We start from the raw sequence: 19,383 nt of genomic DNA on the forward strand, positions 1-19,383 counted from the left end.
GCGACTCAGGACTGACTCAGCTCTTTGCCGCTGGCACCGTGCGTAGCGCAGGCGGATGCATGCCGGACGACAACGCCAGCCAGACCAATGCAAGCACACCACACACCAGGCTCACCGCGCCGGGTCCGAAACGCTGCCCCAGCCAGCCGCCCAGCAGTCCACCCATGAACAGGCCGATCGACTGCAGCGTATTGTAAACCCCCAGCGCAGTGCCTTTGGCATGCGGCGCGGCGATGCGCGATATCCATGATGGCTGGGTTGCCTCGAGCACGTTGAAGGCAACGAAGAACAGCGTCAGCAGCAGGGCCAGCGGGACCAGCCCATCCCCCCACAGCCACAGGCCGAACTGCACCAGCGCGAGCAGGACGATGGCAGCGTTGAACACCTGCTTCAGGCGGTCATGGCGCTCGGCAAGGATGACCGCGGGCACCATCACCACGAAAGACAGCAACACGGCGGGCAGATAGACCTTCCAGTGCTCGGGCATGGGCAGGCCGCCGCTGGCGACCAGCGCCGCAGGCACCATCACCCACATCGTGGTCTGGATGAGATGCAGCGCGAACACGCCAAAATTGAGTCGCATCAGCTGACCATCGCGCAACACGTCGATGAAGCTGCCGCCGTTGGCGCGTGGCACCGGCGGCGCCTCGGGCACCACCCACAGCACCACTCCGATCGCCCCGGCGGCGAGCAGCGCCGTCAGCCAGAAGATGCCATCCATGCCCACCGCCGCATAGAGCAAGGGCGCGGCGACCATCGACAGGGCGAACACGAGACCAATCGATGAGCCGATCATCGCCATCACCTTGGTGCGATGCTGGTCGCGGGTGAGGTCGGCCGCCAGCGCGGTGACTGCCGCTGAAATCGCGCCTGCACCTTGCAGCACGCGGCCGGCGATGATCATCTGGATATCGTCCGCGAGCGCGGCGACGATGCTGCCGGCGACAAAGAGAATCAGACCGAAGACGATCACCGGCTTACGCCCGAAGCGGTCGGACGCGGCGCCGTAGGCGATCTGCAGGCAGGCCTGGGTGAGCCCATAGGCACCGATCGCCAGCCCGACCAGGGTCAGATTGTCGCCCCCGGGAATGCCGCTGGCGTGCACCGCAAACACCGGCAGGATCAGGAACAAGCCGAGCATGCGCAGGGCGAAGATCGCCGCCAGGCTCATGCCTGCACGGCGTTCGGCGGGAGTCATGGAGTCGCGCGAGGGGACGGACATGCTTGGAGGCGGCCTGCAGTAAAGCCGCTGATTCTAACATCGCCGTCTCCGCGCTGCCGTTTTACGTTGGTCCGTGGAGGGGTTCTCTCTTATAGTTTGGGGTTACCCACCGCAGGCCCGCCTTCATGGACGAAATCCGCATCCGCGGTGCACGCACGCACAACCTGAAGAACATCAGCATCGACCTTCCGCGCAATCGCTTGACGGTGATCACGGGTCTGTCGGGCTCGGGCAAGTCTTCCCTGGCCTTCGACACCCTCTACGCCGAAGGCCAGCGCCGCTACGTCGAGTCCTTGTCCGCCTATGCGCGCCAGTTCCTGCAGCTGATGGAAAAGCCCGACGTCGACCTCATCGAGGGCCTGTCACCCGCGATCTCGATCGAGCAAAAAGCCACCAGCCACAACCCGCGCTCGACCGTGGGCACGGTGACCGAGATCCACGACTACCTGCGCCTGCTCTATGCGCGCGCGGGCACGCCGCATTGCCCCGACCACCCCACTCACCCGCTCGCGGCACAGAGCGTTGCGCAGATGGTCGATCACGTGCTCGCGCTCCCCGCCGAGACGCGGCTGATGATCCTGGCGCCGGTCGTGGCTGGCCGCAAGGGCGAGCAGCACGATCTGTTTGCCGATCTGCGCGCGCAAGGCTTCGTACGCGTACGCGTCGATGGAGAGATCATGGAACTGGACGCCATGCCGGCGCTGGAGAAGGGACGGCGTCACAACGTCGAGGTCGTCATCGATCGTCTCAAGGTGCGCGACGACCTGCGTGGCCGCCTGGCCGAGTCCTTCGAGACCGCCTTGACCCACGCCGACGGTCGCGCCATTGCGGTCGAGATGGACAGCGGCCAGGAGCATGTCTTCTCCGCCCGCTTCGCCTGCCCGATCTGCAGCTTCGCACTCGCCGAACTCGAACCTCGCCTGTTTTCATTCAACAACCCGGCCGGCGCCTGCCCAAAGTGCGACGGCCTTGGCCAGATCGACTTCTTCGACCCCGCGCGCGTGGTCGCCCACCCCGAGCTCTCGCTGGCAGCGGGCGCGATTCGCGGCTGGGATAGACGCAATCAGTTTTACTTCCAGATGCTGACCAGCCTGGCCGAGCATTACGCATTCGACACCGAGGCCGCTTTCGACACCCTGCCCGGGCGGGTGCGTGATGTGGTGCTGAACGGCTCCGGTCGCGACAAGATCGCCTTCCGCTACATGGCGGACAACGGTCGCATGGTGGTCAAGGAGCATCCCTTCGAGGGCATCGTCCCCAACCTCGAGCGCCGCTTCAAGGAGACCGATTCGGTGGCGGTGCGCGAGGAACTCAGCAAGTACCGCGCCACGCAAGCCTGCCCAAGCTGCAACGGTAGCCGACTGCGCAGCGAGGCGCGTCACGTGTTGATCGGTGGGCGCCCATTGCACCAGATCGGCCACCTGCCGCTGGGCGAATGCCGCGATTTTTTCACCAGCCTGAACCTGAGCGGTGCCCGTGCTCAGGTCGCCGACAAGATCGTCAAGGAGATCGCGGACCGCCTGAGCTTTCTCATCAATGTCGGCCTCGACTATCTGTCGCTCGACCGTGCGGCCGACACCTTGTCCGGGGGCGAGGCACAGCGTATCCGGCTGGCAAGCCAGATCGGCTCCGGTCTCACCGGAGTCCTGTATGTGCTCGATGAGCCCTCGATCGGACTGCATCAACGCGACAATGACCGCCTGCTGTCCACGCTGCGCCAGTTGCGTGACCTCGGCAACACCGTGATCGTGGTCGAACACGACGAAGACGCGATCCGTAGCGCCGACTATCTGGTGGACATGGGCCCTGGCGCAGGCGAGCATGGCGGGCACATCGTCGCCCATGGCCCGCCACAAGAGGTCATTGCCAACCCCGCCTCGGTGACCGGGGATTATCTTTCCGGACGGCGCTCGATCGCGATCCCGACTCGACGCACACTGGCAGACGAGACCCGCATGCTGCGCATCCTCGGCGCGCACGGCAACAATCTGCGAAACGTGGACGTGGCGATCCCGGTGGGCCTGTTCACCTGCGTGACCGGGGTTTCCGGCTCGGGCAAGTCAACCCTGATCAACGACACCCTCGCCGCCGCTGCATCCCGCCAGCTCTACAGGTCCGCCACCGAGCCTGCGCCGCACGCGAGCATTGAGGGGCTGGATGCCTTCGACAAGGTGATCAGCGTAGACCAGTCACCCATAGGGCGCACGCCGCGCTCCAATCCTGCGACCTATACCGGCATGCTGACCCCGATCCGCGAGCTCTTCGCCGGCGTCCCCGAAGCCCGCGCACGCGGCTACGGCCCGGGCCGTTTCTCCTTCAACGTGCGCGGGGGGCGCTGTGAAGCCTGCCAGGGCGACGGCATGATCAAGGTCGAGATGCACTTCCTGCCCGACATGTACGTGCCCTGCGATGTCTGTCACGGCAAGCGCTATAACCGCGAGACCCTGGAGATCCGCTACAAGGGACGCAACATCCAGGAAGTACTGGAGATGACGGTGGAGCAGGCGCTGGCCTTCTTCGCCCCCGTGCCCACCGTGGCACGCAAGCTCGACACCCTGACCGACGTCGGTCTGGGCTACATCCGTCTCGGCCAGAGCGCCACGACCTTATCCGGCGGCGAAGCCCAGCGCGTCAAACTGGCTCTCGAACTCTCCAAGCGCGACACCGGCCGCACCCTGTACATCCTCGACGAACCCACTACCGGACTGCATTTCCAGGACATCGAACTGCTGCTCAAGGTGCTCCATAGACTGCGTGACCACGGCAACACCATCGTCGTCATCGAACACAACCTCGACGTCATCAAGACCGCTGACTGGGTCATCGACATGGGCCCGGAGGGCGGAGCAGGAGGCGGCATGGTGGTTGCCTGCGGACCACCGGAGACCATCGCTGCGAATGCCGCCAGTCACACCGGCCATTACCTGGCGAAGGCGCTCGTTCCCACCTCAGCATGACGCCTCGCCGTTGCCGCGCACGCCCCGCGGGCCGGACTCAGTCGCGATAGCCCTGTGGATTCAGACTCTGCCAGCGCCACGCATCCGCACACATCGTCACCAGGTCGCGCTCGGCGCGCCAACCGAGAGTCTGCAGTGCCAGGGTGGGATCTGCCCAGCATGCTGCAATGTCACCCGGCCGCCGCGCCACCACCTCGAACGGCACGGCGCGCCCGCAGGCGGCCTCGAATGCGCGCACCATCTCCAGCACGCTGTAGCCGCGGCCAGTGCCCAGATTGAGCGTGGTCACGCCCGACAAGGCGTCGATGCACTCGAGCGCCTTGAGATGCCCGAGCGCAAGATCGACGACGTGGATGTAGTCTCTGACCCCGGTGCCGTCCGCGGTCGGATAATCATCACCGAACACCCTCAGCCGCGGCAGCTTTCCCACCGCCACCTGACTGACATAGGGCATCAGATTGTTCGGCAGGCCGTCCGGATCTTCCCCGATCCGGCCACTGGCATGCGCGCCCACCGGGTTGAAATAGCGCAGCAGGACCACCTTCCAGCTCGCATCGGACGCTGCCAGATCACGCAGGATCTGCTCGCCCATCAACTTCGTCCACCCATACGGGTTGGTCGCCGTAGTGGGGAAGCCCTCATCGATCGGCACCCGCGCGGGGTCCCCATAGACTGTTGCGGAAGAGCTGAACACCATCCGCCTGCATCCGGCCACCTGCATCGCCCGTAACAAGGCGACGAGCCCGCCCAGGTTGTTGTCGTAGTACGCCAGCGGCTGTGCGACGGACTCCCCGACCGCCTTGCTGGCAGCAAAGTGGATGACCGCGTCAACCTCATGAGAGGCGAACACCTGCGCGAGCAGTTCCGCATTGCGCACGTCGCCGTGCACGAACTCGCGCAGCCTACGCCCGCCCAGCTCCTGCATCCGGCGCAGCGCCTCGGGCGAGGCGTTCGACAAGTCATCCACCACAACCACGTCCTGCCCCGCACTCAACAACTCGACGCAGGTATGCGAGCCGATATAGCCCGCCCCGCCAGTGACCAGTGTCACGCCCATGACTCAGCTCCCTAGTTTCATCTTCCCAGCATCAACGCGAAGAGGGCGAAAAAAAACCGGGCACATGCCCGGTTCTTTCACGCTCTGCAAGCCTTCTCAGGCCGCTTCGCCTTCGACGTCCATCACCTCGCCGTCGGGACGATCGAGCAGCTCGACCAGAGCCATGGGCGCGTTGTCTCCATCACGGAAACCGCACTTCAGGATACGAAGATAACCACCATTGCGGGTGGCGTAACGCGGGCCCAGCTCATCGAAAAGCTTGACGACCATGTCACGGTCGCGCAAACGATTGAAGGCCAGACGGCGATTGGACAAGCTGGGCTTCTTGCCCAGGGTGATCATCGGCTCCACCACACGGCGAAGTTCTTTCGCCTTCGGCAGGGTCGTCTTGATCACTTCGTGTTGCAGCAGCGAGTTGGCCATGTTGCGGAACATCGCCTGGCGGTGGCTGCTGGTACGATTCAGCTTGCGAAGACCATTACGGTGACGCATTTCAATTCCTCACTTGCCCGGCGTGTTAACCGAGCTTCTCAAGCCCGGCCGGTGGCCAGTTTTCCAGTTTCATGCCAAGGGTCAGCCCACGGGAGGCCAACACTTCCTTGATCTCGTTCAGCGACTTACGACCCAGATTCGGAGTCTTGAGCAACTCGGTCTCCGTACGCTGGATCAGATCGCCAATGTAATAGATGTTCTCGGCCTTCAGGCAGTTGGCCGAACGCACGGTCAACTCAAGATCATCCACCGGTCGCAGAAGCACCGGATCGATCGTCATCTGCTTCTCGACCGGAGCGGTCACTGGAGTTCCTTCCAGTTCCGCGAACACCGACAGCTGATCCATCAATACACGCGCCGCATAGCGGATCGCCTGCTCAGGGTCAACTGCGCCGTTGGTCTCGATATCGATGACAAGCCGGTCCAGGTCAGTGCGCTGCTCCACCCGGGCGCTCTCGACCAGGTAGCTGACGCGACGCACAGGTCCGAACGACGCATCCAGCACGACATGGCCAATGGACTTGCTCTCTGCGTTGAGCGGGCGCACGTTGCCAGGAACGTACCCACGCCCTTCCTCAACCTTGATCTGCATGTCCAGCTTGCCGCCAGGCGCGATATTCGCGATGACGTGATCGGGGTTGATGATCTCGACGTCGTGCCCGACCTCGATATCTGCGGCCGTGACCACACCCTCGCCCGACTTGGCGAGCCTGAGCGTAACCTCGCTGCGGTTGTGCAGTTTGAAAACCACACCCTTCAGGTTCAGCAGAAGGTCGACAATATCCTCGCGGACACCATCGAGCGTGGAGTACTCGTGCAGAACTCCCTCAATCGCCACCTCGGTCGCGGCGTGACCGGGCAGTGACGACAGGAGGATGCGCCTCAGCGCATTCCCCAGCGTATGGCCAAAGCCACGCTCGAACGGCTCCATGATCACCCTTGCCTGAACGGGCGAGGTGCTCTGGACGTCGATGATGCGCGGTTTCAGCAGTGCATTGCTTTGCATCAGCATTCCCTCGGAACTAGAAGTGTCACAGCATCCCGCTTAACGGGAGTACAGCTCCACCACCAGGCCTTCATTGATCGTGGGCGGCAACTCGGCACGCAGCGGATAGGCCTTGAACACACCCTTTCCGGCCTTTGTGTCCACTTCCAGCCACTCCGGGAAGCCGCGCGACTCGGCGGCTTGCAGCGCAGCCTTGACGCGAAGATGACCACGCACGCGCTCGGTCAACTCGACGACGTCACCCGGACGCACGACATACGACGGAATGTTCACCCGCTTGCCGTTGATGAGAACACCATTGTGGCGTACCACCTGGCGCGCCTCGGCACGCGAACCGCCGAAACCCATGCGATAGGCAACAGAGTCCAGACGACCTTCAAGCAGCTGCAACAGGTTTTCACCCGTCTGGCCACGACGGCGATCAGCCTCGACGTAGACCTTGCGGAACTGACGCTCGAGCACCCCATAAAGGCGGCGGATCTTCTGCTTTTCACGCAGCTGCACGCCATAACCCGAGAGACGCTGACCTGAACGCTGGCCATGCTGACCAGGTGCATAGGCGCGACGCTCCATGGCGCACTTATCGGTAAAACACTTCTCAGCCTTCAGAAACAGCTTTTCGCCTTCGCGACGGCACTGACGGCACTTGGGATCGAGATTACGAGCCACTTATCAACTCCTTGTCAGATACGGCGCTTTTTGGGCGGACGGCAGCCGTTGTGCGGGATGGGGGTGATGTCCGTGATGCTGGAAATCTTGATCCCCAGCGCATTCAGAGCGCGTACGGAAGACTCGCGACCCGGGCCCGGGCCCTTGATGCGCACTTCCAGGTTCTTGATGCCGCACTCCAGAGCCACCTTGCCGGCAGCTTCTGCAGCCACCTGCGCAGCGAACGGCGTGCTCTTGCGTGAGCCCTTGAAGCCGGCACCGCCGGACGTCGCCCACGACAGCGCGTTGCCCTGACGGTCGGTGATGGTGATGATCGTGTTATTGAAGCTCGCATGAATGTGGGCGATACCTTCAGCCACATTCTTTTTGATCTTCTTACGAACCTTCGTTCCAGTCTTAGCCATTATCGGTTCCTATCACTTCTTGCCGGCGATCGCCTTGCGGGGACCTTTGCGGGTACGCGCATTCGTACGAGTACGCTGCCCCCGCAGCGGCAGACCGCGACGATGGCGAACGCCGCGATAGCAGCCCAGGTCCATCAGTCGCTTGATGTTCATCGTCACTTCACGACGCAGATCGCCTTCGACAACAAAACGACCCACCTCGTCACGCAGCCTTTCCATGTCCGACTCGGTCAGATCCTTGATCTTGCACGAGCGCACAACGCCAGCTGCGTCGCAAATCTTTTGAGCACGCGTACGGCCGACTCCAAAGATAGCGGTCAACGCGATCTCGGCGTGCTTGTGATTGGGAATGTTTACCCCAGCAATACGGGCCATCCGTCTACCCCAAAATGCTAAACATTAAATTTTAACCGCTAGAGTTGACTAAATCAACCCTGGCGCTGCTTGTGCCGCGGATCGGTGCAAATGACGCGCACGACACCTTTGCGGCGGATGATCTTGCAATTGCGGCAAAGCCGCTTGACTGACGCCTGAACTCGCATGCTCTTGCTCCTGTTTCTCTAATCTCACTTGGTCCGGAAGACGATCCGGCCCTTGGTCAGGTCGTAGGGGGTGAGTTGCACGGTCACCCTGTCGCCGGGAAGGATACGGATGTAGTGCATACGCATCCTTCCGGAGATGTGCCCAAGAATGATGTGTCCACTCTCCAGCCTGACGCGAAAAGTTGCGTTAGGGAGGTTTTCCACCACCTCGCCCTGCATCTCGATGACATCTTCCTTCGTCATTCCCTACCTGGTCGGAAGACCTGCCCCCTTGAAGTTCGCCTTCTTCAGCAGACTCTCGTACTGATGCGACATGACCGCCGCCTGAACCTGCGCCATGAAGTCCATCGTCACCACCACGATGATCAGCAGCGAGGTGCCACCAAAGTAGAAGGGAACGTTCCACTTCAGGATCAGGAACTCAGGCAGCAAGCACACCAAGGTGATATACACCGCGCCAGCCAGCGTCAGCCGCATGAGAATCTTGTCAATGTATCTCGCGGTCTGATCGCCCGGACGGATACCCGGCACGAACGCACCGCTCTTCTTCAGGTTGTCTGCCGTCTCCCGCGCATTGAACACCAGCGCGGTATAGAAGAAGCAGAAGAACACGATGGCCAACGCATACAACATCACGTAAATCGGCTGCCCGGGTGCGAGTGTGGAAGATATATCCCGCAGCCAGTACATCCCTTCTGACGAACCGAACCACTGCCCCAGCGTTGCGGGGAAGAGGATGATGCTGGACGCGAAGATCGGCGGAATCACACCGGACATATTGAGCTTGAGCGGCAGATGCGAACTCTGCCCCCCATACACCTTGTTCCCGACCTGCCGCTTGGCGTAGTTCACCAGGATCTTGCGCTGTCCGCGCTCGACAAAGACGACAAAACCCGTGACCAGAACGACCAGAAGACAGATCAGCAGCGCCGTGAAGGGATGCATCGAGCCCGTACGAACCAACTCGAACAAACCTCCGATCGCGCTCGGAAGCCCCGCCGCAATACCCGCAAAAATGATGATCGAGATACCGTTGCCAATTCCGCGCTCGGTGATCTGCTCACCCAACCACATCAGGAACATCGTCCCTGTGACCAGCGTCGCCACAGTAACGAAACGGAACATCAGTCCGGTCTCGAGAACCAGGCCAGGCTGACCTTCCAGTGCGATCGCAATACCCAGGGACTGCGCAAACGCAAGCACAAGCGTGCCGTAACGCGTGTATTGAGTGATCTTCCTGCGCCCCGCCTCCCCCTCTTTCTTCAGCGCCTCCAGTGTCGGCACCGCAACGGTCATCAACTGCATGATGATCGAAGCAGAAATGTAGGGCATGATCCCGAGCGCAAAGATCGTGAAGCGCGACAGCGCCCCGCCCGAGAACAAGTTGAAGACGCCGAGTATCCCACCGGCCTGCGACTGGAAAAGCTCAGCCAGTCGCTCCGGGTCAATACCGGGGACGGGGATGTGCGCACCCAAGCGATAAACAATCAGTGCGCCCAACAGAAACAGGAGGCGGCGCTTGAGGTCGCCAAACCGTCCCGGACTGCCCAGCGTGGCAGCAGAAGTAGCCACAGCCTGTCCCTTTATTACTCAGCTGAAACGGAACCGCCGGCAGCTTCAATCGCTGCCTTCGCACCCTTGGTGGCGCCCACGCCGCGCAGCACGACCTTGCGATCGATTGCGCCAGACAGGACCACCTTCGCGGACAGCGCATCGGCCGCCACAACGCCGGCCTGCTTCAATGTCAGCAAATCGATTTCCTCGACCGGCACTGCTGCCAGCTCGGAAAGACGCACTTCCACGTTGCGCGCCCGCGTCAGCGACACGAAGCCGCGCTTGGGCAGTCGGCGCTGAAGCGGCATCTGGCCGCCCTCGAAACCGACCTTATGGAAACCGCCAGCGCGTGACTTCTGGCCCTTGTGGCCACGGCCGCAGGTCTTGCCCAGGCCGCTGCCGATACCGCGGCCAACACGCCTTGCGGCAGTCTTGGAGCCAGCAGCCGGCTTGATGGTATTCAGGCGCATATCAACCCTCACACTTCAGCAGGTAGAACACCTTGTGAATCATGCCGCGCACTTCAGGCGTATCCGCCAGTTCAACCGTATGGTTGATCCGGCGCAGGCCGAGTCCGCGCACGGTGGCGCGGTGCGACTGCTTGGTGCCGATCACACTCTTCACGAGCGTAACCTTGATTTTATTGTCCGACATCGCTTACCCCAGGACCTCTTCGACCGACTTGCCACGCTTGGCAGCAATGTCCGCCGGAGTGTTGATCGCCATCAGGCCGTTGATGGTGGCGCGCACGACGTTGTAAGGATTGGCCGAACCAATGCACTTGCAAATGACGTCCGTGACACCCATCACCTCGAACACGGCACGCATCGGGCCGCCCGCAATGATCCCGGCACCCGGAGGAGCGGGCTGCATCAGCACCGAGGCGGCACCGTGCTTACCGATCACGGTGTGATGAAGCGTACCGTTCTTGAGCGAGATCTTGCGCATCTTGCGACGCGCTTCGTCCATAGCCTTCTGAACCGCTACCGGCACTTCGCGCGACTTACCCTTGCCCATGCCGACTGCGCCATCGCCATCGCCAACCACGGTGAGGGCGGCGAAACCGAGAATACGGCCGCCCTTGACGACCTTGGTCACGCGATTGATCGCGACCATCTTCTCCTTCAGGCCGTCATCGCGCTCGTCGGAGGCTTGCGGACGCTTGGATTGCTGCTTAGCCATTCGATTCCTCGCTTAGAACTTGAGGCCGCCTTCGCGGGCAGCCTCGGCCAGCGCCTTCACGCGGCCGTGATAAAGGAAGCCCGAGCGGTCGAATGCGACCTGCTCGATGCCAGCAGCCTTTGCACGCTCGGCGATCAGCTTGCCGACGAGCTCGGCGGCAGCCTTGTTGCCGCCGTTCGCCACCTGGGCACGGACATCGGTCTCGACCGTCGAAGCCGCAGCCAGGACCTTTGAGCCGCAACCCGAAATGACCTGGGCGTAGATGTGGCAGTTGGACCGGAACACCGCGAGGCGAACCGCCTTGAGCTCCGCCAGCTTGGCGCGAGTTTTGCGCGCACGGCGAAGACGAGTTTCTTTCTTGTTCATGACGAACCGCCTTACTTCTTCTTGGTTTCCTTGAGCACCACCGCCTCGTCCGCGTAGCGAACGCCCTTACCCTTATAGGGTTCGGGGGAGCGATATGCCCTCACCTCGGCCGCGACCTGACCAACCTGCTGCTTATCGACACCCTTGATCAGGATCTCGGTCTGCGTCGGCGTCTCGACCTTCACTCCCGCCGGCATCTGATGCACGACCGGATGTGAGAAGCCAAGCGACAGGTTGAGCTTGTCCCCTTGAGCCTGCGCACGATAACCGACACCAACCAGGGTCAGCTTGCGCTCGAAACCCTTGCTGACACCCGTCACCATGTTATTCACCAATGCCCGCACGGTGCCAGACATCGCGCGTGAATTCACAATGCCTTCGCGCGCGGAGCACACGAGTGTATCGCCTTCGCGCTGGACACTGACCTGGCCGGTCAGGGCTTGCCGAAGCGAGCCCAGCGGACCTTTGACGGCGATTTCGGTATCGGAAATCAAAACTTCGACACCGCTCGGAATCGCCACCGGATTCTTAGCTACACGAGACATGACTTCCCCTTATGCGACCAGGCAGATGACTTCGCCGCCAACGCGATTGGCACGCGCACTGCGGTCGGTCATCACGCCACGGGGAGTGGACACAATCGCGACGCCGAGGCCGTTCATCACGCGCGGAAGATCTTCACTACCCTTGTAGATACGCAGACCCGGGCGGCTGACACGCTCAATGCGCTCGATGACCGGACGGCCCGCATAATACTTGAGCGCGAGGTCCAGCGTGGCCTTGCCAGCAGCATCACTGACCTTGAAACTATCGATATAACCTTCAGCCTGCAGCACCTTCGCGATTGCCACCTTCAGCTTCGATGAAGGCATCGAGACCGATGCCTTCTGAGCCTGTTGGCCATTGCGGATGCGCGTCAGCATGTCGGCGATGGGATCGGACATACTCATCTTCGAATTCTCCTTACCAGCTCGCCTTGGTCATGCCAGGCACTTCGCCGCGGAAAGCAATCTCACGCAGCTTGTTGCGGCACAGGCCGAATTTACGGAACACACCACGCGGACGGCCGGTGAGCACGCAACGATTGCGCTGACGCGTCGGGTTCGCATTGCGCGGCAGTTGCTGCAGCGCCAGCCGTGCGGCCATGCGTTCCTCGTCAGACAGCTTGCTATCCTCAACCAACGCCACCAGCGCCGCCCGCTTGGCAGCGAACTTCGCCACCAGCCTGGCACGCTTTGCTTCGCGATTGATCAGAGCGAGTTTTGCCATATCACCCTCAATTCTTGAACGGAAACTTGAACGCGCCCAGTAGCGCACGCGCTTCCTCGTCCGTCTTGGCCGTTGTCGTGATGCTGATGTTCATGCCGCGCAGCGCGTCGATCTTGTCGTACTCGATTTCCGGAAAGATGATCTGCTCCTTGACGCCGAGGTTGTAGTTACCCCGACCATCGAAGCCTTTCGCACCAATTCCGCGGAAGTCGCGAACTCGCGGCAACGCAATCGTCACCAGGCGATCCAGAAACTCGAACATGCGCGGACCACGCAGCGTGACCATGCAGCCGATCGGGTAGCCATCGCGAATCTTGAAACCCGCGATCGACTTGCGCGCCTTGGTCGAAACAGGCTTCTGACCAGCAATTTTGGTCATGTCACCCATGGCGTGCTCAAGAATCTTCTTGTCGCCAACCGCCTCACCGACACCCATATTGAGGGTGATCTTGGTGATGCGCGGCACTTCCATCACTGACTTGTAGCCGAACTGCTTCTGCAGCGCCGGACCAACTTCGTCCTTGAATACTTGTTGCAAGCGAGCCATCGTCACTCCTTAGGCGTTCACTAGCTCGCCGTTCGACTTGAAGAAGCGGACCTTGCGGCCGTCCTCCAGCGTCTTGATCCCGACACGATCACCCTTCTGGGTGGCGGGATTGAACAGCGCGACGTTCGAAACATGGATGGCCATCTCTTTCTCGACGATGCCACCCACTTCACCCTTCAGCGGATTCGGGCGCACATGCTTCTTCACCCGATTCACACCCTCAACCACGACGCGCTCATCATCGACGCGGCGCAGAACAGTGCCTCGACGGCCACGATCCTTGCCCGTCAGCACCGTCACTTCATCACCCTTGCGAATCTTGTTCATCTAGCGACCCCTTAGAGCACTTCAGGCGCCAACGAGACGATCTTCATGAACCGCTCGGAGCGCAGCTCACGCGTGACCGGCCCGAAGATACGGGTGCCGATCGGCTCGAGCTTGTTGTTCAGGAGAACGGCTGCGTTGTTGTCGAACTTGACCAGCGAACCGTCAGGACGACGAACACCCTTGGCAGTGCGAACCACCACGGCGTTATAAACGTCACCCTTCTTCACACGACCACGCGGGGCGGCATCCTTGACGGTAACCTTGATGATGTCGCCAATGCCGGCATAGCGGCGCTTGGAACCACCCAGGACCTTGATGCACATCACCGAGCGCGCGCCTGTGTTATCGGCGACGTCCAGTCTGGACTGCATTTGAATCATGAATATATCTCCAACTTATCCCGCATTCGCGGACAGTCTTGGAACCCGTCAGGGTAGGATGCCCCGAGCGAGCCCCGGAGCAAAGAGGCAAAATTATAACAGCCTGACACCGGAGTGCCAAGCTGTTTATTCATTTGCTGATTACTCGCTGCTTAAATGACGCGTGCCTTCTCAAGCACCTTGGCCACACGCCAGGTCTTGGTCCGCGAGATCGGTCGGCATTCCTCGATTTCCACGAGATCGCCGGCCGTCGCCGCACCATCCTCAACGTGCGCATGATACTTCGCCGAGCGCGTGATGATCTTGCCATAGAGCGGATGCTTGACCCGACTCTCGACCAGAACCGTCACCGTCTTCTGCATCTTGTCACTCACCACACGCCCAACCAGCGCGCGGCGAACCTTTTGAACTTGCTCGCTCATTGCTGACCCGCCTTTTCGCGCAGGATGGTGCGCACGCGCGCGATATCGCGACGGACCTTCCCGATCTGACTCGTATTGCCCAGCTGCTGTGTCGCGTGCTGCATGCGCAGCGAAAACTGCGCCTTCAACAGGTCAAGCAGCTCAGTGTTCAGCTCATCAGCGCCCTTGGCGCGGAGATCACTCACTTTCATGCTCAAGCTCCCACCATGCGAGTCACGAATACGGTTTCGATCGGAAGCTTGGCGGCAGCGAGCCGGAAAGCTTCACGAGCGAGCGCTTCGTCCACGCCGTCCATTTCATACAGCACCTTGCCGGGCTGAATCTCCGCCACCCAGTACTCCGGATTACCCTTGCCGTTACCCATACGGACTTCAGCGGGCTTCTTGGAGATCGGCTTATCCGGGAAGATACGAATCCAGATGCGGCCACCGCGCTTGATATGCCGAGTCATCGCACGTCGTGCGGACTCGATCTGGCGCGCGGTGAGGCGACCGCGACCAACCGCCTTGAGGCCATATTCGCCGAACGACACCTTTGCGCCACGAGTGGCGATCCCGGTGTTGCGACCTTTCTGCTCCTTGCGGTACTTCCTTCTAGTCGGTTGCAGCATCATTCACCCCTGCTTTCTTCTTGCCGACCCTCGCCCCGACGAGCGGGACGACGACCCGGGCGAGCTTCGCCATCACGAGGTGCGCCACGACGGCCACGACGATTGTCGGCCTCGGGCTCCGCTGCGACTGGTTGCTCATTGCGACCGAGCATCTCGCCCTTGAACACCCATACCTTGATCCCGATGATGCCGTACGTCGTCTTGGCTTCGGAAACGCCGTAGTCGATGTTGGCACGCAGGGTATGCAAGGGTACGCGACCTTCACGGTACCACTCGGTACGCGCGATCTCGGCGCCGTTCAGGCGACCCGAGCTCATGATCTTGATGCCCTGGGCACCGAGACGCATCGCGTTCTGCATCGCACGCTTCATGGCACGACGAAACATGATCCGCTTCTCAAGCTGCTGCGCGATCGAATCGGCGATCAGCTTGGCATCGATTTCAGGCTTGCGCACTTCCTCGATGTTTACATGCACCGGCACACCCATGATCTGCTGCAGATCACGCTTGAGCGCCTCGATGTCTTCACCCTTCTTGCCGATCACAACGCCCGGGCGGGCACTGTAAAGAGTGATGCGAGCGTTTTTCGCCGGGCGCTCGATGATTACGCGCGAAACCGAAGCATGCGCCAGGCGCTTCTTCAGATAGTCGCGGACCTTGAGATCCTCGTGCAGCATGCCTGCGTAGTCGCGGCTGGTTGCGAACCAGCGCGAACCCCAGTCACGCGTTACGGCGAGGCGGAACCCAGTGGGATTGATTTTCTGACCCATGATTACTCCTTACTCGCCGACGGTCACATAGACGTGGCAGGTGGGCTTGAGGATGCGATTACCGCGACCCTTCGCACGCGCGGTGAAGCGCTTGAGCGACATGCCCTCTTCCACGTAAATGGTCTTGACCTTCAGTGCATCGATATCGGCGCCGTCATTGTGCTCGGCATTGGCGATTGCGGACTCGACCACCTTGCGGATGATCTTCGCGCCCTTCTTCGGCGAGAAAGCAAGGACGTTGAGGGCCTGCTCGACGGGCTTGCCGCGCACGAGGTCAGCAACCAGTCGTCCTTTCTGTGCCGAAAGGCGCACGCCACGGAGAATAGCTTTCGTTTCCATGTCGTCCTCTTAGCGCCTTGCCTTCTTGCTGGCAACGTGACCCTTGAAGGTACGCGTCAGCGCGAACTCACCCAGTTTGTGACCGACCATGTTTTCGGTCACAAATACCGGGATGTGCTGCTTGCCGTTATGCACGGCAATCGTGAGTCCGATGAAGTCGGGCAGAATAGTTGAGCGACGCGACCAGGTCTTGATCGGGCGCTTGTCATTGCTCGTCCGCACCGCGTCGACCTTGTTCAGGAGGTGCGCGTCGATGAACGGGCCTTTCTTGATAGAACGTGCCATCTTTTACCCCTTAACGCTTCTGACGACGCTGCACGATCATGTTGTCGGTGCGCTTGTTGCTGCGCGTCCGATAACCTTTCGCCGGCGTACCCCACGGACTGACCGGCTCACGCCCTTCGCCCGTACGGCCCTCACCACCGCCATGCGGGTGGTCGACCGGGTTCATCGCAACGCCACGGACAGTCGGACGGATACCGCGCCAGCGATTGGCGCCCGCCTTGCCGATCTTGCGCAGGCCGTGCTCAGCATTGCCTACTTCACCGATGGTGGCGCGGCACTCCACGTGCACCCGGCGGATTTCACCCGAGCGCAAGCGCAGTTGAGCGTAAGTACCCTCACGCGCCAAAAGCTGCACGGAAGTACCGGCAGCGCGCGCGATCTGCGCACCCTTGCCCGGCGTCATCTCGATGCAGTGAATCGTGGAACCAACCGGAATGTTCCGGATCGGCAGGGCATTACCCGCCTTGATCGGTGCCTCGACGCCGCTGATCAGCTGCTGGCCGACCTCAACACCCCGCGGCGCGATGATGTAGCGCCGCTCGCCATCTGCGTAACACAGCAGAGCGATGTGCGCGGAGCGGTTAGGGTCATACTCGATGCGCTCCACCTTGGCCGGAATACCATCCTTGTTGCGACGGAAGTCGACCAGGCGATAGTGCTGCTTGTGCCCGCCACCCTGATGCCGAACGGTGATGCGACCGTGGTTGTTACGGCCGGCATTCCTGCTCTGCTTTTCAATGAGCGAGGCTTCCGGGCGACCCTTGTACAGGCCGGTGTTGACCACCCTGACCTGGGCCCGACGACCGGCGGATGTAGGCTTAAGTTTTACCAGTGCCATGACTTATCACTCCCCAGCCGCAAAGTTGATTTCCTGGCCGGGCTGCAGGCACACAAACGCCTTTTTCCAGTCCTTGCGACGGCCCATGCTGCGACCGAAACGCTTTGCCTTGCCCTTGACGTTCAGCACCTGAACCGACTTGACCTCAACCTTGAACAGCGCCTCGACGGCCGCTTTGACTTCAGGTTTGGTGGCGTCGGTGGCCACTTTGAACACCACTTGTTCATTCTTGTCGGCGATGTAAGTCGCCTTTTCGGATATCTGCGGGGCGAGCAGCACCTGCAGCAGACGTTCCTGACTGATCGCGCTCATTGCCACGCTTCCTCCATCTTCGCCAGCGCACCCTTGGTGACCAGCACCTTCGGGAACCTTACCAGCGACACCGGATCCGCTTCGCTGACGGACAGCACCAGAACGTGGTGCAGATTGCGCGAAGACAGGAACAGGTTCTCGTCGATTTCTTCGGTAATGACCAGGACTGACTCCAGGCCCATACCCTTGAGCTTCTGCGACAGCAAGCGCGTCTTCGGAGCCTCGATGGAGAAGCCATCGACAACCGCCAGACGATCTTCACGCGCCAGCTGCGACAGGATCGCAGCTATGCCGGCGCGGTACATCTTGCGGTTGACCTTCTGGCTGAAGTTCTCGTCCGGCGTATTCGGGAAGATCTTGCCGCCCCCACGCCACAGCGGACTCGACGCCATACCGGCACGAGCATTACCCGTACCTTTCTGACGGAAGGGCTTGCGGGTCGACTTGGCGATCTCCGAGCGACCCTTCTGCTTGCGATTGCCCGAGCGCGCGTTCGCCTGGTAGGCGGTCACGACCTGATGCACCAGGGCTTCGTTGTAGTCACGGCCAAACAACACATCCGACGCCTGCAGCGTCGACGCGGCCTGACCCTGATCATTCAAGAGTTTCAGTTCCATTCCGCGCTCCTTAGGCCTTGACCGCCGGGCAAACGACCACGTCGCCACCCTTTGAACCCGGCACAGCACCCTTCACCAGCAACAACTGCCGCTCACCATCAACCCGGACGATTTCCAGCCCCTGGGTCGTACGCTGCACGTTGCCGTACTGACCAGCCATGCGCTTGCCCGGAAAAACACGACCCGGATCCTGCGCCATGCCGATCGAACCAGCAGAGTTGTGGGATATGGAGTTACCGTGGGATGCGCGCTGGGAAGAGAAGTTGTGACGCTTGATGACGCCAGAAAAACCCTTACCAATACTAACGCCCGTCACATCGACCTTCTGCCCGACCTGAAACAGGTCGGCGCCGATCGCGTCACCTGCATTGAGGCTGGCGAGCTGATCTTCTGCGATGCGGAATTCCTTCATGCCACGGCAGGGCTCAACACCTGCCTTGGCGAGATGCCCCGCCACCGGCTTGGTGATCCGACTGGCGCGACGCTTGCCGTAAGCAATCTGAACCGCAGCATAGCCATCGGTTGCAGACGTCTTGATCTGGGACACACGATTGTCAGACACGTCAAGCACCGTCACTGGAATGGACCTGCCATCCTCAGCAAAGATGCGAGTCATGCCGACCTTGCGTCCAACAAGGCCTAGACTCATATTTTTCTCCTGAATCCCGGTTGCGATTGACCGGGGGTCACAATGAATGTGCCAAAAAGCACAAGGGCCGGATTATACCGGCCTTTTTCAAACCTCTGCAAGCAAACGACGCTTACTGCAGCTTGATCTCTACGTCCACGCCCGCAGGAAGGTCCAGCTTCATCAGCGCGTCGACCGTCTTGTCGGTCGGGTCGATGATGTCCATCAGGCGCTGATGAGTGCGGATTTCCATCTGGTCACGCGAGGACTTGTTCACGTGCGGCGAACGCAACAGATCAAAACGCTCGATGCGGGTCGGCAAGGGCACCGGACCACGGACCACAGCGCCCGTGCGCTTGGCAGTTTCAACAATCTCAAGCGCCGACTGATCGATCAGACGGTAGTCGAAGGCCTTGAGACGGATACGGATTTTCTGGTTCTGCATGACATTCCCTAAAGAGCGTAAAGAGCGATGGACGGAGCCCTGCAGCTCCGTCCGGATCGAGAATTACTCGATGATCTTGGCGACAACACCTGCACCCACGGTACGGCCACCTTCGCGAATCGCGAAGCGCAGACCTTCTTCCA

33 protein-coding genes are annotated in these 19,383 nt (G+C 61.1%); 1 reads left to right on the forward strand and 32 read right to left on the reverse strand.

Going from position 1 to position 19,383, the window contains the following annotated elements; translation table 11 throughout:
* Window positions 1-16 precede the first annotated feature (16 nt).
* Window positions 17-1,222 carry an MFS transporter gene (locus M622_RS28825; protein WP_021249110.1) on the reverse strand — a complete coding sequence of 402 codons (1,206 nt, stop codon included), beginning with the start codon at window positions 1,220-1,222 and terminating at the stop codon, window positions 17-19.
* Window positions 1,223-1,347: 125 nt separating this feature from the next.
* On the opposite strand from M622_RS28825, the gene uvrA reads away from it, so the two are divergent.
* Window positions 1,348-4,179, forward strand: coding sequence for an excinuclease ABC subunit UvrA (gene uvrA / locus M622_RS28830; RefSeq protein WP_021249111.1), 2,832 nt, complete (start codon window positions 1,348-1,350; stop codon window positions 4,177-4,179).
* A 37-nt stretch (window positions 4,180-4,216) separates the two neighbouring features.
* Here the strand turns inward: uvrA and galE are convergent, their stop codons facing one another.
* The 31 genes from galE to M622_RS39655 all read right to left on the reverse strand — a co-directional run.
* Window positions 4,217-5,236 carry a UDP-glucose 4-epimerase GalE gene (gene galE, locus M622_RS28835; RefSeq protein ID WP_021249112.1) on the reverse strand — a complete coding sequence of 340 codons (1,020 nt, stop codon included), beginning with the start codon at window positions 5,234-5,236 and terminating at the stop codon, window positions 4,217-4,219.
* Between the two features lie 96 nt (window positions 5,237-5,332).
* Window positions 5,333-5,728, reverse strand: coding sequence for a 50S ribosomal protein L17 (gene rplQ / locus M622_RS28840; protein WP_021249113.1), 396 nt, complete (start codon window positions 5,726-5,728; stop codon window positions 5,333-5,335).
* A gap of 25 nt (window positions 5,729-5,753) precedes the next feature.
* Entirely contained in the window at window positions 5,754-6,734 is a 981-nt protein-coding gene (locus tag M622_RS28845; protein WP_031346748.1) for a DNA-directed RNA polymerase subunit alpha, read from the reverse strand.
* 39 nt (window positions 6,735-6,773) lie between these two features.
* Entirely contained in the window at window positions 6,774-7,403 is a 630-nt protein-coding gene (gene rpsD, locus M622_RS28850; protein ID WP_021249115.1) for a 30S ribosomal protein S4, read from the reverse strand.
* 14 nt (window positions 7,404-7,417) lie between these two features.
* On the reverse strand, window positions 7,418-7,807 hold the full coding sequence (gene rpsK / locus M622_RS28855) for a 30S ribosomal protein S11 (RefSeq protein ID WP_021249116.1): 390 nt from the start codon (window positions 7,805-7,807) through the stop codon (window positions 7,418-7,420).
* Between the two features lie 12 nt (window positions 7,808-7,819).
* Entirely contained in the window at window positions 7,820-8,182 is a 363-nt protein-coding gene (gene rpsM / locus M622_RS28860) for a 30S ribosomal protein S13 (protein WP_021249117.1), read from the reverse strand.
* Between the two features lie 53 nt (window positions 8,183-8,235).
* Window positions 8,236-8,349, reverse strand: coding sequence for a 50S ribosomal protein L36 (gene rpmJ / locus M622_RS39650; RefSeq protein ID WP_004258276.1), 114 nt, complete (start codon window positions 8,347-8,349; stop codon window positions 8,236-8,238).
* 24 nt (window positions 8,350-8,373) lie between these two features.
* A complete protein-coding gene (gene infA / locus M622_RS28865; RefSeq protein WP_021249118.1) occupies window positions 8,374-8,592 on the reverse strand; it encodes a translation initiation factor IF-1 in 219 nt (72 codons plus the stop codon).
* A gap of 3 nt (window positions 8,593-8,595) precedes the next feature.
* Entirely contained in the window at window positions 8,596-9,921 is a 1,326-nt protein-coding gene (gene secY / locus M622_RS28870) for a preprotein translocase subunit SecY (RefSeq protein WP_021249119.1), read from the reverse strand.
* Window positions 9,922-9,935: 14 nt separating this feature from the next.
* The gene (rplO, locus tag M622_RS28875) at window positions 9,936-10,373 is read right to left on the reverse strand and encodes a 50S ribosomal protein L15 (protein WP_021249120.1); all 438 of its coding nucleotides are present in this window, start codon (window positions 10,371-10,373) and stop codon (window positions 9,936-9,938) included.
* A gap of 1 nt (window position 10,374) precedes the next feature.
* On the reverse strand, window positions 10,375-10,557 hold the full coding sequence (rpmD, locus tag M622_RS28880) for a 50S ribosomal protein L30 (protein ID WP_021249121.1): 183 nt from the start codon (window positions 10,555-10,557) through the stop codon (window positions 10,375-10,377).
* A 3-nt stretch (window positions 10,558-10,560) separates the two neighbouring features.
* Window positions 10,561-11,085 carry a 30S ribosomal protein S5 gene (gene rpsE / locus M622_RS28885; protein ID WP_021249122.1) on the reverse strand — a complete coding sequence of 175 codons (525 nt, stop codon included), beginning with the start codon at window positions 11,083-11,085 and terminating at the stop codon, window positions 10,561-10,563.
* A 12-nt stretch (window positions 11,086-11,097) separates the two neighbouring features.
* Window positions 11,098-11,451 (reverse strand): 50S ribosomal protein L18, encoded by a 354-nt coding sequence (gene rplR, locus M622_RS28890; protein WP_021249123.1) that lies wholly within the window; start codon window positions 11,449-11,451, stop codon window positions 11,098-11,100.
* 11 nt (window positions 11,452-11,462) lie between these two features.
* Window positions 11,463-11,996 carry a 50S ribosomal protein L6 gene (rplF, locus tag M622_RS28895; protein WP_031346750.1) on the reverse strand — a complete coding sequence of 178 codons (534 nt, stop codon included), beginning with the start codon at window positions 11,994-11,996 and terminating at the stop codon, window positions 11,463-11,465.
* Window positions 11,997-12,005: 9 nt separating this feature from the next.
* Window positions 12,006-12,401 carry a 30S ribosomal protein S8 gene (gene rpsH / locus M622_RS28900; RefSeq protein WP_021249125.1) on the reverse strand — a complete coding sequence of 132 codons (396 nt, stop codon included), beginning with the start codon at window positions 12,399-12,401 and terminating at the stop codon, window positions 12,006-12,008.
* 13 nt (window positions 12,402-12,414) lie between these two features.
* Window positions 12,415-12,720, reverse strand: a complete 306-nt coding sequence (gene rpsN, locus M622_RS28905; RefSeq protein WP_021249126.1) for a 30S ribosomal protein S14 — start codon at window positions 12,718-12,720, stop codon at window positions 12,415-12,417.
* 7 nt (window positions 12,721-12,727) lie between these two features.
* Window positions 12,728-13,267 (reverse strand): 50S ribosomal protein L5, encoded by a 540-nt coding sequence (gene rplE, locus M622_RS28910; RefSeq protein ID WP_021249127.1) that lies wholly within the window; start codon window positions 13,265-13,267, stop codon window positions 12,728-12,730.
* Window positions 13,268-13,276: 9 nt separating this feature from the next.
* The gene (rplX, locus tag M622_RS28915; RefSeq protein WP_021249128.1) at window positions 13,277-13,594 is read right to left on the reverse strand and encodes a 50S ribosomal protein L24; all 318 of its coding nucleotides are present in this window, start codon (window positions 13,592-13,594) and stop codon (window positions 13,277-13,279) included.
* Between the two features lie 11 nt (window positions 13,595-13,605).
* A complete protein-coding gene (rplN, locus tag M622_RS28920; RefSeq protein ID WP_004258229.1) occupies window positions 13,606-13,974 on the reverse strand; it encodes a 50S ribosomal protein L14 in 369 nt (122 codons plus the stop codon).
* A 152-nt stretch (window positions 13,975-14,126) separates the two neighbouring features.
* Window positions 14,127-14,396, reverse strand: a complete 270-nt coding sequence (gene rpsQ / locus M622_RS28925; RefSeq protein WP_021249129.1) for a 30S ribosomal protein S17 — start codon at window positions 14,394-14,396, stop codon at window positions 14,127-14,129.
* On the reverse strand, window positions 14,393-14,587 hold the full coding sequence (gene rpmC / locus M622_RS28930) for a 50S ribosomal protein L29 (RefSeq protein WP_021249130.1): 195 nt from the start codon (window positions 14,585-14,587) through the stop codon (window positions 14,393-14,395). Before rpmC ends, rpsQ begins: the two co-directional genes overlap by 4 nt.
* A gap of 2 nt (window positions 14,588-14,589) precedes the next feature.
* Window positions 14,590-15,006, reverse strand: coding sequence for a 50S ribosomal protein L16 (gene rplP / locus M622_RS28935; protein WP_004258222.1), 417 nt, complete (start codon window positions 15,004-15,006; stop codon window positions 14,590-14,592).
* Window positions 15,006-15,776 carry a 30S ribosomal protein S3 gene (rpsC, locus tag M622_RS28940; RefSeq protein WP_021249132.1) on the reverse strand — a complete coding sequence of 257 codons (771 nt, stop codon included), beginning with the start codon at window positions 15,774-15,776 and terminating at the stop codon, window positions 15,006-15,008. Before rpsC ends, rplP begins: the two co-directional genes overlap by 1 nt.
* A gap of 9 nt (window positions 15,777-15,785) precedes the next feature.
* Window positions 15,786-16,115: a 50S ribosomal protein L22 gene (rplV, locus tag M622_RS28945; protein ID WP_021249133.1), complete on the reverse strand. Its 330-nt coding sequence runs from the start codon at window positions 16,113-16,115 to the stop codon at window positions 15,786-15,788.
* Window positions 16,116-16,124: 9 nt separating this feature from the next.
* Window positions 16,125-16,400: a 30S ribosomal protein S19 gene (rpsS, locus tag M622_RS28950; RefSeq protein WP_021249134.1), complete on the reverse strand. Its 276-nt coding sequence runs from the start codon at window positions 16,398-16,400 to the stop codon at window positions 16,125-16,127.
* A gap of 10 nt (window positions 16,401-16,410) precedes the next feature.
* The gene (gene rplB / locus M622_RS28955; protein ID WP_031346752.1) at window positions 16,411-17,238 is read right to left on the reverse strand and encodes a 50S ribosomal protein L2; all 828 of its coding nucleotides are present in this window, start codon (window positions 17,236-17,238) and stop codon (window positions 16,411-16,413) included.
* A gap of 6 nt (window positions 17,239-17,244) precedes the next feature.
* A complete protein-coding gene (gene rplW, locus M622_RS28960) occupies window positions 17,245-17,550 on the reverse strand; it encodes a 50S ribosomal protein L23 (protein WP_021249136.1) in 306 nt (101 codons plus the stop codon).
* A complete protein-coding gene (gene rplD / locus M622_RS28965) occupies window positions 17,547-18,167 on the reverse strand; it encodes a 50S ribosomal protein L4 (RefSeq protein ID WP_021249137.1) in 621 nt (206 codons plus the stop codon). Before rplD ends, rplW begins: the two co-directional genes overlap by 4 nt.
* Window positions 18,168-18,177: 10 nt before the next feature.
* Window positions 18,178-18,816: a 50S ribosomal protein L3 gene (gene rplC / locus M622_RS28970; RefSeq protein ID WP_021249138.1), complete on the reverse strand. Its 639-nt coding sequence runs from the start codon at window positions 18,814-18,816 to the stop codon at window positions 18,178-18,180.
* Window positions 18,817-18,928: 112 nt separating this feature from the next.
* Window positions 18,929-19,240 carry a 30S ribosomal protein S10 gene (gene rpsJ / locus M622_RS28975; RefSeq protein WP_004258173.1) on the reverse strand — a complete coding sequence of 104 codons (312 nt, stop codon included), beginning with the start codon at window positions 19,238-19,240 and terminating at the stop codon, window positions 18,929-18,931.
* A 63-nt stretch (window positions 19,241-19,303) separates the two neighbouring features.
* On the reverse strand, window positions 19,304-19,383 hold an 80-nt coding region (locus tag M622_RS39655; RefSeq protein ID WP_004557332.1), incomplete at its 5' end, for an EF-Tu C-terminal domain-related protein.

Source organism: Thauera terpenica 58Eu, assembly GCF_000443165.1.
Taxonomy (GTDB): Bacteria; Pseudomonadota; Gammaproteobacteria; order Burkholderiales; family Rhodocyclaceae; genus Thauera; species Thauera terpenica.